The organism is Streptomyces sp. NPDC002044, from assembly GCF_040296725.1.
Lineage (GTDB): Bacteria > Actinomycetota > Actinomycetes > Streptomycetales > Streptomycetaceae > Streptomyces > Streptomyces antarcticus.
On record NZ_JBEOXU010000057.1, the window covers coordinates 23,043 to 37,103 of the forward strand.

The 14,061-nt window shown below is 74.6% G+C and carries 10 protein-coding genes and 1 pseudogene; 5 read left to right on the forward strand and 6 right to left on the reverse strand.

Annotation, left to right across the window (positions count from 1 at the left end):
- Position 1: 1 nt before the first annotated feature.
- Positions 2-766, forward strand: a complete 765-nt coding sequence (locus tag ABT106_RS16470; protein WP_351277445.1) for a sirohydrochlorin chelatase — start codon at positions 2-4, stop codon at positions 764-766.
- Between the two features lie 72 nt (positions 767-838).
- Here ABT106_RS16470 and ABT106_RS16475 read toward each other — a convergent pair whose 3' ends face one another.
- The 3 genes and pseudogenes from ABT106_RS16475 to mgt form a co-directional block, all read right to left on the reverse strand.
- Positions 839-1,840, reverse strand: coding sequence for a ketopantoate reductase family protein (locus tag ABT106_RS16475; protein WP_351277448.1), 1,002 nt, complete (start codon positions 1,838-1,840; stop codon positions 839-841).
- Positions 1,841-2,011: 171 nt separating this feature from the next.
- Positions 2,012-2,575, reverse strand: coding sequence for a DUF1697 domain-containing protein (locus ABT106_RS16480; RefSeq protein WP_351277450.1), 564 nt, complete (start codon positions 2,573-2,575; stop codon positions 2,012-2,014).
- 20 nt (positions 2,576-2,595) lie between these two features.
- Positions 2,596-3,833: pseudogene (mgt, locus tag ABT106_RS16485) on the reverse strand (macrolide-inactivating glycosyltransferase).
- Positions 3,834-3,972: 139 nt separating this feature from the next.
- On the opposite strand from mgt, the gene ABT106_RS16490 reads away from it, so the two are divergent.
- Positions 3,973-4,641 (forward strand): HAD family hydrolase, encoded by a 669-nt coding sequence (locus tag ABT106_RS16490; protein ID WP_351277455.1) that lies wholly within the window; start codon positions 3,973-3,975, stop codon positions 4,639-4,641.
- Between the two features lie 89 nt (positions 4,642-4,730).
- Positions 4,731-5,582, forward strand: coding sequence for a phosphotransferase enzyme family protein (locus ABT106_RS16495; protein ID WP_351277457.1), 852 nt, complete (start codon positions 4,731-4,733; stop codon positions 5,580-5,582).
- A gap of 130 nt (positions 5,583-5,712) precedes the next feature.
- On the opposite strand, the gene ABT106_RS16500 is transcribed toward ABT106_RS16495, so the two are convergent.
- The gene (locus tag ABT106_RS16500; protein WP_351277459.1) at positions 5,713-6,426 is read right to left on the reverse strand and encodes a 3'-5' exonuclease; all 714 of its coding nucleotides are present in this window, start codon (positions 6,424-6,426) and stop codon (positions 5,713-5,715) included.
- A 246-nt stretch (positions 6,427-6,672) separates the two neighbouring features.
- Entirely contained in the window at positions 6,673-7,938 is a 1,266-nt protein-coding gene (locus ABT106_RS16505) for a DUF5919 domain-containing protein (protein WP_351277461.1), read from the reverse strand.
- 274 nt (positions 7,939-8,212) lie between these two features.
- Between ABT106_RS16505 and glgX the strand changes: the two genes are divergently transcribed.
- Positions 8,213-10,327, forward strand: coding sequence for a glycogen debranching protein GlgX (gene glgX, locus ABT106_RS16510; RefSeq protein ID WP_351277464.1), 2,115 nt, complete (start codon positions 8,213-8,215; stop codon positions 10,325-10,327).
- On the opposite strand, the gene ABT106_RS16515 is transcribed toward glgX, so the two are convergent.
- Complete coding sequence (locus ABT106_RS16515) at positions 10,312-11,622, reverse strand: MFS transporter (RefSeq protein ID WP_351277466.1); 1,311 nt, start codon at positions 11,620-11,622, stop codon at positions 10,312-10,314. The two genes, glgX and ABT106_RS16515, sit on opposite strands and share 16 nt — an antisense overlap.
- Positions 11,623-11,704: 82 nt before the next feature.
- Here ABT106_RS16515 and treY point away from each other — a divergent pair, with 82 nt between their 5' ends.
- Entirely contained in the window at positions 11,705-13,990 is a 2,286-nt protein-coding gene (gene treY / locus ABT106_RS16520) for a malto-oligosyltrehalose synthase (protein ID WP_351277467.1), read from the forward strand.
- The last annotated feature ends 71 nt before the right edge of the window (positions 13,991-14,061 follow it).

Genomic DNA, 14,061 nt, shown 5'->3' on the forward strand with positions numbered 1-14,061 from the left:
CATGCACCGCGCACGACCCGTCCTGCTGGTCATCGCCCACGGCAGCCGCGACCCGCGGCACGCGGCGACCGTGCACGCCCTCACCCGGCGTGCGCGGGCGCTGCGGCCCGGGCTGCGGGTGGAGACGGCCTTTCTGGACTTCAACGCCCCGCGCGTCGAGCAGGTGCTGTCCGCGCTCCACGCCTGCGGTGTACGGGAGGTCGTGGCCCTGCCGCTCCTCCTGACCCGGGCCTTCCACGCCAAGGCCGACGTCCCGGCCGTGCTGTCGGAGTCGACGGCCCGGCTGCCGGGGCTCACGGTGCGGATGGCCGAGGTCCTCGGCCCGTCGCCGCTGCTGGTCTCGGCCCTCGAACGCCGGCTCGCCGAAGCCGGTCTCACCCCGGCGGACCGCGCCACCACCGCGGTGGTGCTCGCGTCCGCCGGATCCTCCGACCCGGAGGCGATCGCAGTGATCGCTGAAACCGCGCGGGAGTGGCGGCACACCGGTTGGTGCGCCGTGCGGCCTGCGTTCGCCTCCGCGGCCCTGCCCCGTACGGAGGACGCCGTACGGGAGCTGCGCGCCGAGGGCCACCGCCGCGTGGTGGTGGCCCCGTACGTCATCGCCCCCGGCCGGCTCCCGGACCGCATCGCGGCGGGCGCGGAAGCGGCCGGCGCGGACCTCGTCGCGGACGTGCTGGGCGCGGCCCCGGAACTGGCCCGCCTGCTGCTGGACCGCTACGACGCGGCCGCCCGCCTCCCGGCCCGCCGGCGGACGCTGGTGGCGTAGGGGGTGTCGTCACAGTCGTTCCGTACGCCCGCACGGCAGGAACGAGTTCGACGACACCCCCTGGGCCCGTCGCTATCCGCGGGCCGCCGCCTCGTCCGCCAGTGCCGTCAGGTCCGCGATCGACATCGCGCCCGGCGGCAGCCCCTCGCGGGCGAGGATGTTCGCCGCGTGCCGCAGCACGTCGTTGACCGGTGTCGCCATCCCGTGCAGCCGGCCCAGCAGGGAGACCTCCCCGTTGAGGTAGTCGGCCTCCACCGTGCCGGTCCCGCGCGCCAGGCTCTGCCACGACGAGCCGCCGCGGACCCCGGCGGGCTCCTCGACCTCGCCGTCGCGGGCGTCCGCCTGCTCGGCCTCGGAGGCGTACGGGATGCCCGCCGCGAGGAAGACCGCCTTGGCCTCGCGGATCGCCCGCAGGAGCAGGGCGGCCTTGGCCGGGTCTGGCTCGGGGCCGGTCGTCGCCTGGATCGCGTTGCCCAGGTTGCCCAGCAGCTTCGCGTGCTTCCAGCGCATCACGTCCGTGACCACGGGCGCCGCGAACCCGGCCTTCACGAGGTCCGCGGCGACGGCCCCGGCCAGGGCGTCCGCGCCGCCGGAGGCCAGGCCCAGGTGCAGGATGCCGGTCAGCGGCGCGCACAGGGCGCGGACCACGCCCGGCTCCAGGAAGGTGGAGGGCATCCAGACGCAGACCCCGTACACCCGCGCGAAGCGGCGCAGGGCGAGGCGCTCGCTCTCCACGCCGTTCTGCGCGCACAGTACGGGGAGCCGCTGGGCGGCCGTGCCGCCGCCGGAGACCTCGGCGTCGCCCCACGTGTCGAGCGCGACGATCGCGTCCTGGGTCTTGACGGTGAGCAGCAGCACGTCGTCGGGGCGCAGTTCGCCCAGCTCGGCGGGTTCGCCGACGACGGGCAGCCGGTGCACCCGGGTCCCTTCGGCCGTCGTGAGCCGCAGTCCGTCCGCCGTGAGGGCCTCCGCGTGCGCGCCGCGCGCGACGAGGACGACCTCGCCGCCCGCCTCCGCGAGCCGTCCGCCGATGGTGGCGCCGACCGCGCCCGCGCCGATGATGATGTAACGCATGCCCCGAGCCTGGCACATCCCGCGCCCGCGGGAGCCTCCGGGGCGGGCGCGTCCGGGCGGCCGTGACCGAACCGGCGCCTCGGCGGGCCGCTTTCGGTCGGGTCCGGTCGGGGCGGGTCGGATTCGGTCGGGGCAGGATCGGGCCGGGGCCGGGCTCGGGGCGGGCTCGGGTCAGGCGCCGGTCAGCTCGACGAGCTTGGCGACCGTGTTCCAGTTCCGGGTGGTCGCGTCGATGCCCTTGACGACGGCGGGCCGGGCGAGGGCCTCGGCCAGCTTGGAGCGGCCCAGCCCGTTCGGCGCGTAGAGGTACACGACCCGGTCGCCGACCCGGAACTCCTCCGGGAGGTAGGCCGCCGCGTCGAGGGCGGCGAACCGTTCCGGCCCGGGCTGCTCGGAGCAGAAGGTGGCGTGCAGCTGCTTGCCCTCCAGCTCGGCCGCCGGGAAGGGACAGGCCGCGGCGACGGCCCGCAGGTACGCCCCGTCCACCACCAGGCACGCCACCCGGAACCCGAAGTGGGCCTCGATGGCCGCCTCCAGCTCCCGGGCGAGCGCCGCCGGGTCCTGCCGGGCGCTGCTGAACACGGCGTTGCCGCTCTGCAGGTAGGTCTGTACGCCGCCGTGGCCGAGCCCCTCCAGCACCGCGCGGAGTTCCGCCATGGGGACCTTCCTGCTTCCGCCGACGTTGATCCCGCGCAGCAGCGCCGCGTATGTCACGGCCGAGTCCTTCTTCGTCATGGGGGCACCCTAGTGACCGGCTATGACAGTTCGGCCTCGATGAGGTCGGCGGCCTGCGCCGTGCCGCCCTCCTCGGCCATCCGCGCCCGGACCTCCGCGCAGCGGGCCGCGACCGCGGGGTCCCGGACCAGGGCGAGGACCGCCTCCCGCAGGGTCGCCGCGTCCGCCTCGGCCATCGGGACGTGCCGGGCCACGCCGAGCGAGGCGAGCACGTCGGCGTTGCCGAACTGGTCGACGGCCTGGGGTACGGCGACCATCGGCGTGGCGGTGGCGAGGCCCTCGCGGCTGCCGCCGGCGCCCGCGTGGGTGATGAAGGCGTCGGCCTGGTGCAGGACGTCCGGTTGCGCAACCCAGTGGTGGACCTCGACGTTGGCGGGGACCGGGCCGAGCTCCGCCTCGTCGGTGAACCTGCCGATCTGGAGGACCACGTGCCAGTCGGGCAGGTCCCCGAAGGCCTCGACGCACTGCCGGTAGAAGGCGGGCTGCTTGGTGAAGGTGGAGCCGAGCGAGACCAGCAGCACCTTCTTGCCCTCGGCCGAGGCCGGGCGCGTCCAGCCTTCACGGGCGTCCGTACGGGAGCCCTGGCAGGCGCCGACGAAGGTGTACACGGAGGGGTCGACCCGGTCGGCGTTCGGCTGGAGCACCCGGGGGATCAGGACGATGCTGCGGCGCGGGCGGCTCTGGAAGCGGTCGACGTCGTCGCCGAGGCCGTGCCCGGTCAGCCAGGCGGCGAACTTCGCGTAGTACGCCCGCCCGCGCCCGGACGCCTTCAGTTCGGCGAACAGCGGCTCGGCGACCTCTTCCTCGTACCCCTCCCAGGCGACCATGTTCGGCGAGAGCGAGACGGCGGGGACGCCCCAGCGGTGCGCGAGCACGGGCGCCGGGTAGGCGGTGATGTCGTGGAGGACGAGGTCCGGCTCGTCACCGGCGAAGGCGGAGGCGAGCTGCGGGAGCGCCTGGACGGCGTCGTCGAGGAAGGGCTCGATGTTGTCGATGAGTTCGGTGCCCCACGCCTCGGGGTCGTCGTCGGTGGGGAGGGTGGAGGTCCAGATCACCGGGGTGGCGCCGGTCTCCGCGACCTTCTCGGCGAAGGAGGCGGGGATGGCGTAGCTGACGCGGTGGCCCCGCGCGACGAGTTCCCGGACCACTTCGATGCTCGGGTTCACGTGTCCGTGGGCGGCGATGGAGAACATGGCGATGTGGGCGGGCTTCGCGGAGGTCATGATCCGAGCCTAACGAGACGAGACGTCTCGTGCAACCGCGATCCGGCCCGGCCCGGCCATGGCACCAAGCCGTCTTCCCCTTCTTCCGTGCCTCCGGCTGCGCCGGCCTGTACCCCCGTCGGCGGTGGCCCCCGCGGGAGGCCCGGAGTACCTGGACGGCCTAGGGTGGCGGGCATGATCCGCACTGTCGTGCTCGACGTCGGCGAGACCCTGGTCCGCGACGACCGCCACTGGGGCAGTTGGGCGGACTGGCTCGGCGTCCCCCGTCACACGGTGTCCGCGCTCGTCGGCGTCGCCGTCGTGGACGGCCGGGACCCTTCCGACGCCCTGCGGCTGCTGAAACCGGGCTTCGACCCGGCCGCCGAGTACGCGGCGCGCGAGGCGGCCGGCCGGGGTGAGCGGCTCGACGCGAGCGACCTGTACGACGACGTCCGGCCCGCGCTCGGCGCCCTGCGTGCCATGGGGGTGCGCGTCGTCGTCGCCGGGAACCAGTCCGCGAAGGCGGGTGACCTGCTGCGGGCCCTGGACCTGCCCGCCGACCTGGTCGTCACCTCCGCCGAGTGGGGCGTCTCCAAGCCCGGTCCGGACTTCTTCCACCAGGTGGTCGGCGCCGCCCAGGCCCCCGCCGGCCAGACGCTGTACGTCGGCGACCACCCGCGGAACGACATCTTCCCCGCGGCCCGGGCCGGCCTGCTGACCGCGCACCTGCGCCGCGGCCCCTGGGGCCACTGGTGGGCCGACGACGAGACCGTCCGGCAGGTCGCCGACTTCTCCATCGACTCCCTGCTCGAACTCCCCGGCCTCGTCGACCCGTCGTGGGGAAAGCCGCCGCCCCCGGCCTGACCACCCCCGGTACGGGGCTCCGGCAGCGCCCGCCGGGATGCGAGACTGGGCGCACCCACGACGCCGCGGCAAGGGACGAGACGAACGGCATGGACGAGGCGCAGGCCAGGGACGTACTGACGACGGCGGGCCTCTCGGAGCCGCCGGTCCTCCTCGCGTTCGGCGAGAACGCCGTCTTCGCCGTCGGCGACCTGGTGGTGAAGGTCGGCCGGGAGGCGGCGCTGCTGGAGCGCGCCGAACGGGAACTCGCGGTCGCGGACTGGTTCGCCGCGTCCGGCATCCCGGCCGTCCGCGCGGCCGAGCCGCAGCCGCGGCTGGTGGACGGGCATCCGCTGACGCTGTGGCACCGGCTCCCGGAGGCCGTACGGCCGCCGGGCCCGCGCGACCTCGCGGCCCTGCTCCGCGCCGTGCACGCGCTGCCCGCACCGCCGTTCGTCCTGCCACCGCGGGACCTGCTGGGCGGGGTCGAGCGCTGGCTGCGGCTGGCCGGGGACGCCGTCGACCCGGCGGACGCGGCGTACCTGCGGGCCCGGCGCGACGCCTACGCCGGCGAGGTCGCGGCCCTGACCCCGCGTCTGACTCCGGGCACCGTCCACGGCGACGCGCTGACCCGCAACGTGCACGTGGGTCCGGACGGGCCGGTCCTGGTCGACCTGGAGACGGTGTCGGCCGATCTGCGCGAGCACGACCTGGTGGTGATGGCCCTCTCCCTCGACCGGTACGGCCTGCCCGCCGGGGCGTACGGGGAGTTCGTGACGGCGTACGGCTGGGACGTCCGCGACTGGGAGGGCTGCGCGGTCCTGCGCGGCGCCCGCGAGACGGCCAGCTGCGCCTGGGTCTCCCAGCACGCGCCGGTCAACCCGGCCGCGCTCGCCGAGTTCCGCCGCCGGGTGGCCTCGCTCCGGGACGGCGACCGGGAACTGCGCTGGCACGCCTTCTAGGGCGGCCCGTCAGCCGCGAACGGCCCGTCGGCCCCCACCGGCCTGTCGGCCCCAACCGGCCCCTCGGCCCCCACCGCGCCGGCGACCCCGTCGGCCGGGCCGTACCGGCCGGCGCCCGCGGCCGGCGCGGTCACCGGCTCCGGGGGATGAGCGGCCAGGCCGGCTCGACGACCGCCGCCGGGTCCGCGGTGCGCCGCAGGTAGGCCTGGAGCGAGACCGACTGCTCGGCCGCCGCGCGCACCTGGAGGTCGTGCAGGTCCGCCAGGGGCATCGCGCCGACGGGCCGGTGCCGCTCGGCCATGCGCCGCACCACCCGGGCGGCGGCCACGGCGTCGGCCTTCGCGTCGTGCGCGTCGTCGAGCGACACGCCGTAGTGGGCGCACAGCGCGTACAGCGCCCGCTTGCCCTTGCGGTACTTGTCGACGTGCTTGTCGATCACCAGCGGGTCGATGACGGGCGAGGGCGCGTCGCCGAGCCGCTCGCTGATCGACTCCACTCCGTGCCGCCGGCACTCGCGGTCCAGCAGCGACAGGTCGTAGCGGGCGTTCATCACCACCAGGGGTGTCCCGGAGCGCAGTCCGTCGGCCACGGCCCGCGCGATCTCCTCCACCGCGGAGACGGCCGGCACCCCGTGGGCCCGGGCGTGCTCCGTCGAGATGCCGTGGATCGCCGACGCCTGCTCGGGTATCGCGACCCCGGGGTCGAGCAGCCAGGTCCGCTCTTCCGCGACGGCGCCGTCCGGGTCCAGGCGGACGACCGCCGCCGTGACGATGCGGTCGGTCTCGACGTCGGTGCCGGTGGTCTCCAGGTCGAAGGCCACCAGGGGTCCGCTGATCCAGCTCATCGTGCCGCCCCCGTTCCGGCGGTGCCCGCCGGCCGCCGCCGCAGCGGTGTCCCCTGCTCCATGCCGGCCGTATTCAGGCCGATTCCGATCGGCAGACCGCCGTACCGGTCCCCCGTGCCGTGCCAGTCCTCCACCCCGTGCCCCTCCCCCGTACGCCTTCGGTCAACGGCTTTCAGCCTGACACGGGGCACTGACAAGCCGGACGACGCCCCCCTCGGCGGCCCCCGCCCCGCACCTGCGCCGGGTTCACGAGACCGGCCGGGAGTCCTCCCACACCGACTCGAACTCCTCCCGGTACGTCGTGAACAACCCGTGCTCGGAGTCCTTCGGCGCCCCGCGCCCGCCCCCGCGCAGGACCAGGACCGGGGCCTCCATGCCCCGGGCCCGCCGCAGGTAGGACTGGACCACCGCGATGCCCGAGGACTCCCCCTCCACCAGGTAGGCGGTGAACCGCGGGGTCTCGTCGAAGACGTGGATGTCGAAGCGCGAGGGGTCGCGCAGCCCGGCCCGTACCCGCCGCACGTGCAGGATGTTCATCTCCACCGAGCGGCTCAGCTCGCCCTTGCGCAGCCCCAGCTCCCGCTCGCGCCGCTTGACCGCGCTGCTCGCCGGGTTCAGGAACACCAGCCGCACCCGGCAGCCCGCCTCGCTGAGCCGGACGAGTCTTCGGCCGGAGAAGTTCTGGACCAGCAGGTTGAGTCCTATGCCGATCGCGTCCAGCCTGCGGGCGCCGCCGAACAGGTCCTCCGCCGGCAGCTGCCGCTGGAGGCGCACCCGGTCCGGGTGGACGGAGATGACGTCCGCGTACCGGTCGCCCACCAGGTCCTCGACGGCGTCGATCGGCAGCCGGTCGGCCGACGGGCTGCCCGCGCCGCCGCCCAGGACCTCCAGCAGCCGCGCCGAGGCACGTTCCGCCTGCTCCAGGACCGCGCGCGACAGCGCCCGGTTGCGCGAGACCACGTTCCGCGTGACCTCCAGCTCGTCCAGGGCCAGCTCGATCTCGCGCCGGTCGTCGAAGTACGGCTCGAAACAGGGCCAGTGCTGGACCATCAGCTCGCGCAGCTGGGGCAGCGTCAGGAAGCTCAGCACGTTGTCGTCGGCCGAGTCGAGCAGGTAGCCCTTGCGCCGGCTGACCTCGCGCACGGCGACGGCCCGCTGCACCCACTCCTGTCCGGCGGGGCCGGCCGCCGCGACCACCCAGTCGTCCCCGCCGTGCACCGGCTCGTAGATCGGCCGCAGCACCGCGCCGACGACCGCCCGCAGGCGCTGCTCGATGAGGTTCAGCCAGATGTACGCCCGGCCCGCCCGCTGGGCCCGGGTGCGGACCTCGCTCCAGGCTTCCGCGCCCCAGTCGAGCTCGGCTCCGGCCCGCACCTCGCGGGCCTCCTCCGGTCCGCCCGCCAGGGAGACCGCACCGGCCGGGATCCCCGCCGCCCCGCCTCCGGTGGCGTCTGCCGGGCCACCCTCGTGACCGCTGTCACCAGGGGGCAGCTCCAGACCTCCCGAGCTCACCCGTGCACCGCCTTCTGCGTCTGGACGCCCGTCTCCAGTGATCACGGAAGGGTACTCCGCGCGCGCGGCCCGGTGCAGCCCGATGGCCCGTACACCGGCTGCCGGTTGACCCATTATCCGATGCCCACACAGTCCGCTGACCCGACCGTCAGCTCTCCGGGTCACCCGGTAGGAGCAACCCAAGTCCACGCGTGGGGGCCCTCTTTCGGGGAAGATCTGGCAGTGACGTGGTCCAGCCGGATCAGCCGGAGCAGGATGGGAAGAGTCGTTTTCTATGCAGGCATGGCCTGGACAGGCGTATCCGCTGGGCGCCACCTACGACGGCGCCGGCACCAATTTCGCGGTCTACTCCGAGGCCGCCCGCCGCATTGAGCTGTGTCTTCTCCACGACGACGGCTCGGAGACCGCCGTGGAGCTGCGCGAGACGGACGCCTTCGTCCGTCACGCCTATCTGCCGGGCGTCATGCCGGGCCAGCGCTACGGCTTCCGGGTGCACGGCCCGTACGAGCCCGAGCGCGGGCTGCGCTGCAACGCGGCGAAGCTGCTGCTGGACCCGTACGCCCGCGCCGTCGCCGGCCGCGTCGACTGGGGCGAACAGGTGTACGGATACCACTTCGGCCGGCCCGACTCGCGCAACGACCTGGACTCGGCCCCGCACACCATGAGCTCGGTGGTGGTGAACCCGTACTTCGACTGGGCCGACGACCGGCCGCCGCGGCACGAGTACCACCACACCGTGCTGTACGAGGCACACGTCAAGGGCCTCACCATGCACCACCCGGAGCTGCCCGAGGAACTGCGCGGCACGTACGGGGCGCTCGCCCACCCGGCGGTCATCGCGCACCTCACCAAGCTCGGGGTGACGGCGCTGGAGCTGATGCCGGTGCACCAGTTCGTCAACGACCACCGGCTGGTCAACGACGGGCTGAGCAACTACTGGGGCTACAACACCATCGGCTTCTTCGCCCCGCACAACGGCTACGCCTCCGGCGACCGCGGCCAGCAGGTGCTGGAGTTCAAGTCGGCCGTACGGGCGCTGCACGAGGCCGGGATCGAGGTGATCCTCGACGTGGTCTACAACCACACCGCCGAGGGCAACCACCTGGGCCCGACGCTCTCCTTCCGCGGGCTGGACAATGCCTCGTACTACCGGCTGACGGACGACCAGCGGCACTACATGGACACCACGGGCACGGGGAACTCGCTCCTGATGCGGTCTCCGCACGTGCTCCAGCTGATCATGGACTCGCTGCGGTACTGGGTGACCGAGATGCACGTGGACGGATTCCGCTTCGACCTCGCGGCGACGCTGGCCCGCCAGTTCCACGAGGTGGACCGGCTGTCCTCGTTCTTCGACCTGGTGCAGCAGGATCCGGTGGTCAGCCAGGTGAAGCTGATCGCCGAACCCTGGGACCTCGGCGAGGGCGGCTACCAGGTGGGCAACTTCCCGCCGCTGTGGACCGAGTGGAACGGCAAGTACCGCGACACCGTACGGGACTTGTGGCGCGGGCAGCCGCGCACGCTGGCCGAGTTCGCCGGACGGCTGACCGGCTCCTCCGACCTCTACCAGGACGACGGGCGGCGCCCGCTGGCCTCCATCAACTTCGCGACCTGCCACGACGGCTTCACCCTGAACGACCTCGTCTCCTACAACGACAAGCACAACGAGGCCAACCGCGAGGGCAACCGGGACGGGGAGACGCACAACCGGTCGTGGAACTGCGGGGTGGAGGGTCCCACCGAGGACCCGGAGGTCCAGGAGCTGCGCGAGCGCCAGATGCGCAACTTCATCGCCACCCTGATGCTGTCGCAGGGCGTGCCGATGCTCAGCCACGGCGACGAGTTCGCCCGCACGCAGGGCGGCAACAACAACGCGTACTGCCAGGACAACGAGCTGGCGTGGGTGAACTGGCCCGAGCCGGGCAAACCGGCGCCGACCCTGCTGGAGTTCACCCGGCGGATGGTGTGGCTGCGCCGCGACCACCCGGTCTTCCGGCGGCGGCGGTTCTTCCACGGCCGGCCGGTGGAGGGGACGCACGACGAGCTGTCCGACATCGCGTGGTTCACCCCGCACGGCGAGGAGATGAGGGCCCGCGACTGGCAGGCGCAGCACGCGAAGGCGCTGACGGTGTTCCTCAACGGGGAGGCGATCTCCGAGCCGGGGACCCGTGGGGAGCGGATCACCGACGATTCGTTCCTGCTGATGTTCAACGCGGGCGCCGAACCGCAGGACTTCACGGTTCCGGCCGGTCACGGCGCGCAGTGGCGCCTGGTCGTGGACACGGCGCGGCCGGACGTACTGCCACCCGGCACCGGGCCGCAGTTCGCGGCCGGCGACCGGGTGGCGCTGACGGGACGGTGTCTGGTGGTGCTTCAGCGGCCGGCGTAGGCGGCGGGCTCCCCGAGCGTGGGCTCCCCGGCAGCGGGCTCCCCCGGGGCCGGGGAGCCGGTCTGCTGCGCCGGGATGAAGGCCCTGCCGTGCGTCCGGCCGGCCGGCACCCGGGTGACGAGCGCCAGGGTCAGGCACAGCGCTGCCGCGCCGACGGCCACGGCGAAGGCCCCGGCGGGTCCGTACCACTCGGCGAGGCGGCCGCACGCGAAGAGGGCCGTGGCCTGCCCGGCGACCAGACAGCTGGCGGCGAAGGCCATCGACGCGGAGAGCCGGTCCGGTTCCACGGCCCGTTCGATGAGCGCGAAGGCGGTGATCAGGTGGGGGGCGTAGGCGGCGCCGAGGACGGTGACGACGGCGTACAGCGGCCACAGGCTGTCGGTGAACAGCAGCGGCACCGACAGCACCAGCGCGGCGGCGGTGGCCGCCCGCCAGCGCAGCCGCAGCCCGAAGCGGGCCGGGAGCGCGCCGAGGGCGAGGCCCACGACGGCGCTGACGACCCCCATGGCGGAGTAGACGACGGCCGCCTGGTCGGGGACTCCCAGCCGGATGGTGAGCGCGGCGATCCCCGCCTGGCAGGCGCCGAACATGGCGCCCTGGAGGGCGAGCGAGCCGCGTACGGCGTAGACCACGCCGGGCGGCCGGGCCCGGTCCCCGGCGGTGCGGGCCCGCGCGGGCGACCCGGCGGTGACGGCGGCCGTCGGGTGCAGCGCGTAGGCGGTGCCGAAGACGGCGACGAGTCCGGCGGCGCCGCCGAGGGCGACGGCCGGGTGCGCGAGGAGCGCGGCGATGCCCACGAGCGCGGGACCGAACACGAACGAGATCTCGTCCAGGGTGCCTTCGAGCGCGTGGACGGCGCCCACGACGCTCTCGTCGGACTTGGCCCGGTGGGCCAGGGCCACGGACCGGGTCCGGGCGAGCGGCCCGATCAGCGGTACGGAGGCACCGGTGACGGCGCCGAGCACGGCGAGCGGGACCGTGGCGAGCTGCGTGAGCGCCCCGGCGACGAGGGCGGCGGTGGCCAGCGCGTTGACGGCGGCGGCGGTGAGGACCACGCGCCGCTGCCCGTACCGGTCGGCGAGCCGGCCGAGGAGGGGGCCGCAGAGGACCTGGCCCACGGAGAGGGAGCCGCCGACGATGCCGGCGGTGGCGAGCGAGCCACTGGTCTCGGCGACCAGGAGGAAGCTTCCGAACTGGGACATCGCGACGGGCAGTCGGGCGAGGAACGAGACGAGGGGGAGTAGGGGCCCGGTCAGGGCGATGACTTTTCGATAGGTGTTGACGGTTCCAACCACTTGAGCAACGTTAACCCGCCGCAGTCACCCGGATGCATTGGGTCATGGCACGGAATCCGGCAGGCTGGGTACGTACGTTCTCATGAGCCAGCCGCAGTCAAGCCTCCATTCGGAATCTGGTGTTCCGACACCTGTCACTCCGGCGTCGACCTACCGCCTCCAGCTGCGCCCGGAGTTCCCCTTCGAGGCGGCCGGGGCCGCCGTGCCCCACCTCGCCGCCCTCGGCGTGTCCCACCTGCACCTCTCCCCCGTACTGGAGGCCGTCCCCGGCTCGGCCCACGGGTACGACGTCACCGACCACTCCCGGGTCCGGGCGGAGCTGGGCGGCGAGGCCGGCCTGCGGGCGCTGGCGGCGACCGCACGGGCGCACGGGCTCGGGCTCGTCCTGGACATCGTGCCGAACCACATGGCGGTGCCGTCGCCGCTGCGGCTGAACCGGCCGCTGTGGGAGGTGCTGCGGGACGGGCCGGACTCCCCGTACGCCCGCTGGTTCGACATCGACTGGGAGGCGGGCGGCGGGCAGGTACTGCTGCCGGTGCTCCCGGCCCCCGCCGAAGAGTGCGCGCTCGTGGTGGACGGGGACGTGCTGCGCCACGGGGAGCAGGAGTTCCCGCTGCGCGCGGGCACCGCGGGCCTGGGGCCGCAGGAGCTGCTGGCCGCCCAGTGGTACCGGCCCGCCTGGTGGCGGGAGGCCCGGACCGCCCTCAACTACCGCCGGTTCTTCACGATCTCGGAGCTGATCGGGGTCCGGGTGGAGGATCCGGAGGTGTTCGCGGCCACCCACGCCACAGTGCTGGAGCTGGTCCGGGACGGGGTCGTGGAGGGGCTCCGCGTCGACCACGTCGACGGACTGGCGGACCCCGGGGAGTACCTGCGGCGGCTGCGGGAGGCGGCGGGTCCGCGCTGCTGGGTGGTGGTGGAGAAGATCCTGGCCCGCGAGGAGCGGCTGCCGTCCGCCTGGCCGGTCGCGGGGACCACCGGGTACGACGCGCTGCACCGGGTCGACGGGGTGTTCACCGATCCGGCGGGCACCGCCGAACTGGCCCGCCGGTATGCCGGCTTCACCGGCACGGCACCGTGGGAGGAGACGGCCGCAGCCGCCGCGCGGGAGGTGCTGACCGGCGACCTGGCCGCCGAGCTGGCCACGCTGGAGCGGCTCGCCGGAGCGGAACTCGCTCCCGCGGTAAGGGAGCTGCTTATCGCCTATCCCGTCTACCGGCCGTACCCCGAGACGCCGGAGCCCGACCCGGGGGCCCTGGAACGGGCGGCCGCGGCACTCCCGGCGGCCGCCGCCGGCGGCAAGGGCGGCCTCGACGGTGTGCGCGAACTGCTGCTCGGCGACCCGGCCTTCGCCGCCCGCTTCGCCCAGACCTCGGCGGCGCTGCGCGCCAAGTCCCTGGAGGACCGGGCCTTCTACCGGTACGCCCCCCTGCTGTCGGCCACCGAGGTCGGCGGGGAGCCGGGCCACCCGGCCGTCCCGCCCGGGGAGTTCCACGCGTACTGTGCGGCCCTGGACCGGGACTGGCCCGGGTCCGGCACGGTGCTGTCCACGCACGACACCAAGCGCAGCGCGGACGTCCGGGCCCGGATCTCGGCGCTCTCACAGGCCCCGGAGCTGATGGGCCGGCCCCGGGGCGCGGACCCCCAGCTGGCGTGGGTGGCCCGGCAGACGGCGCTGGGCCTCGGAGACGCCCCCGAGGCCCCGGCGCGCCTGGAGGAGGCGCTGCTCAAGGCGGTCCGTGAGGCCGCGCTGCGCACCAGCTGGACGGAACGCGACGAGGCGTACGAGGCGTCCGTCCCGGACTACGCCCGGACCGGCGGCGGGCTCCCGCCCGAGCTGGCGGAGGCGGCCCGGGCCAACCTGCTCGGGGCGGCGCTGCTGCACCTGGCGATGCCCGGGGTCCCGGAGGTCTACCAGGGCGCCGAGACCGAGTACCGGGCCCTGGTCGACCCCGACAACCGGCGGCCGGCCCGCTTCCCCCGCGAGGCCCTGGCCCGGCTGGACGCGGGGGCCGCGCCGAGCGGCCCCGCCGAGGAGAAGCTCGCGCTCACGGCCGCCGTCCTGCGGCTGCGCCGGGCCCGCCCGGCGCTGTTCGCCGGATACGCCCCTCTGACCGCGCGGGGGCCGGCGGCGGAACACTGCCTGGCCTTCGCGCGTTCGCCGGGCCTCGTCGCGGTGGCCACCCGGCTCGCGTACCGGCTCGCCGGGGCCGGGGGCTGGCGGGACACGGTGCTGCCCCTGCCGCCGGGCCGGTGGGTCCCGCTGGCCGGGCCGGACGGTGCGCGCGGCACCCCGTACGCCGGAAAGGCCCCCCTGGGCGAGCTCCTGGCCGCCTGGCCGGTGGCCCTGCTGCTCCGGCAGGAGTAGCAGGGCACACACCGGTGGAGCCGAGCGAGCGCATCGGATAGGCGACCGAGTCCCAGTACGAGAAGTCCCCG

Excerpts from the sequence above, each read along its gene's own strand:
- treY (WP_351277467.1), top strand. The coding sequence starts at position 11,705 with ATGAGCCAGCCGCAGTCAAGCCTCCATTCGGAATCTGGTGTTCCGACA.
- ABT106_RS16490 (WP_351277455.1), top strand. The coding sequence starts at position 3,973 with ATGATCCGCACTGTCGTGCTCGACGTCGGCGAGACCCTGGTCCGCGAC.
- ABT106_RS16470 (WP_351277445.1), top strand. The coding sequence starts at position 2 with ATGCACCGCGCACGACCCGTCCTGCTGGTCATCGCCCACGGCAGCCGC.
- ABT106_RS16480 (WP_351277450.1), bottom strand. The coding sequence starts at position 2,575 with ATGACGAAGAAGGACTCGGCCGTGACATACGCGGCGCTGCTGCGCGGG.
- ABT106_RS16475 (WP_351277448.1), bottom strand. The coding sequence starts at position 1,840 with ATGCGTTACATCATCATCGGCGCGGGCGCGGTCGGCGCCACCATCGGC.
- ABT106_RS16500 (WP_351277459.1), bottom strand. The coding sequence starts at position 6,426 with ATGAGCTGGATCAGCGGACCCCTGGTGGCCTTCGACCTGGAGACCACC.
- glgX (WP_351277464.1), top strand. The coding sequence starts at position 8,213 with ATGCAGGCATGGCCTGGACAGGCGTATCCGCTGGGCGCCACCTACGAC.
- ABT106_RS16495 (WP_351277457.1), top strand. The coding sequence starts at position 4,731 with ATGGACGAGGCGCAGGCCAGGGACGTACTGACGACGGCGGGCCTCTCG.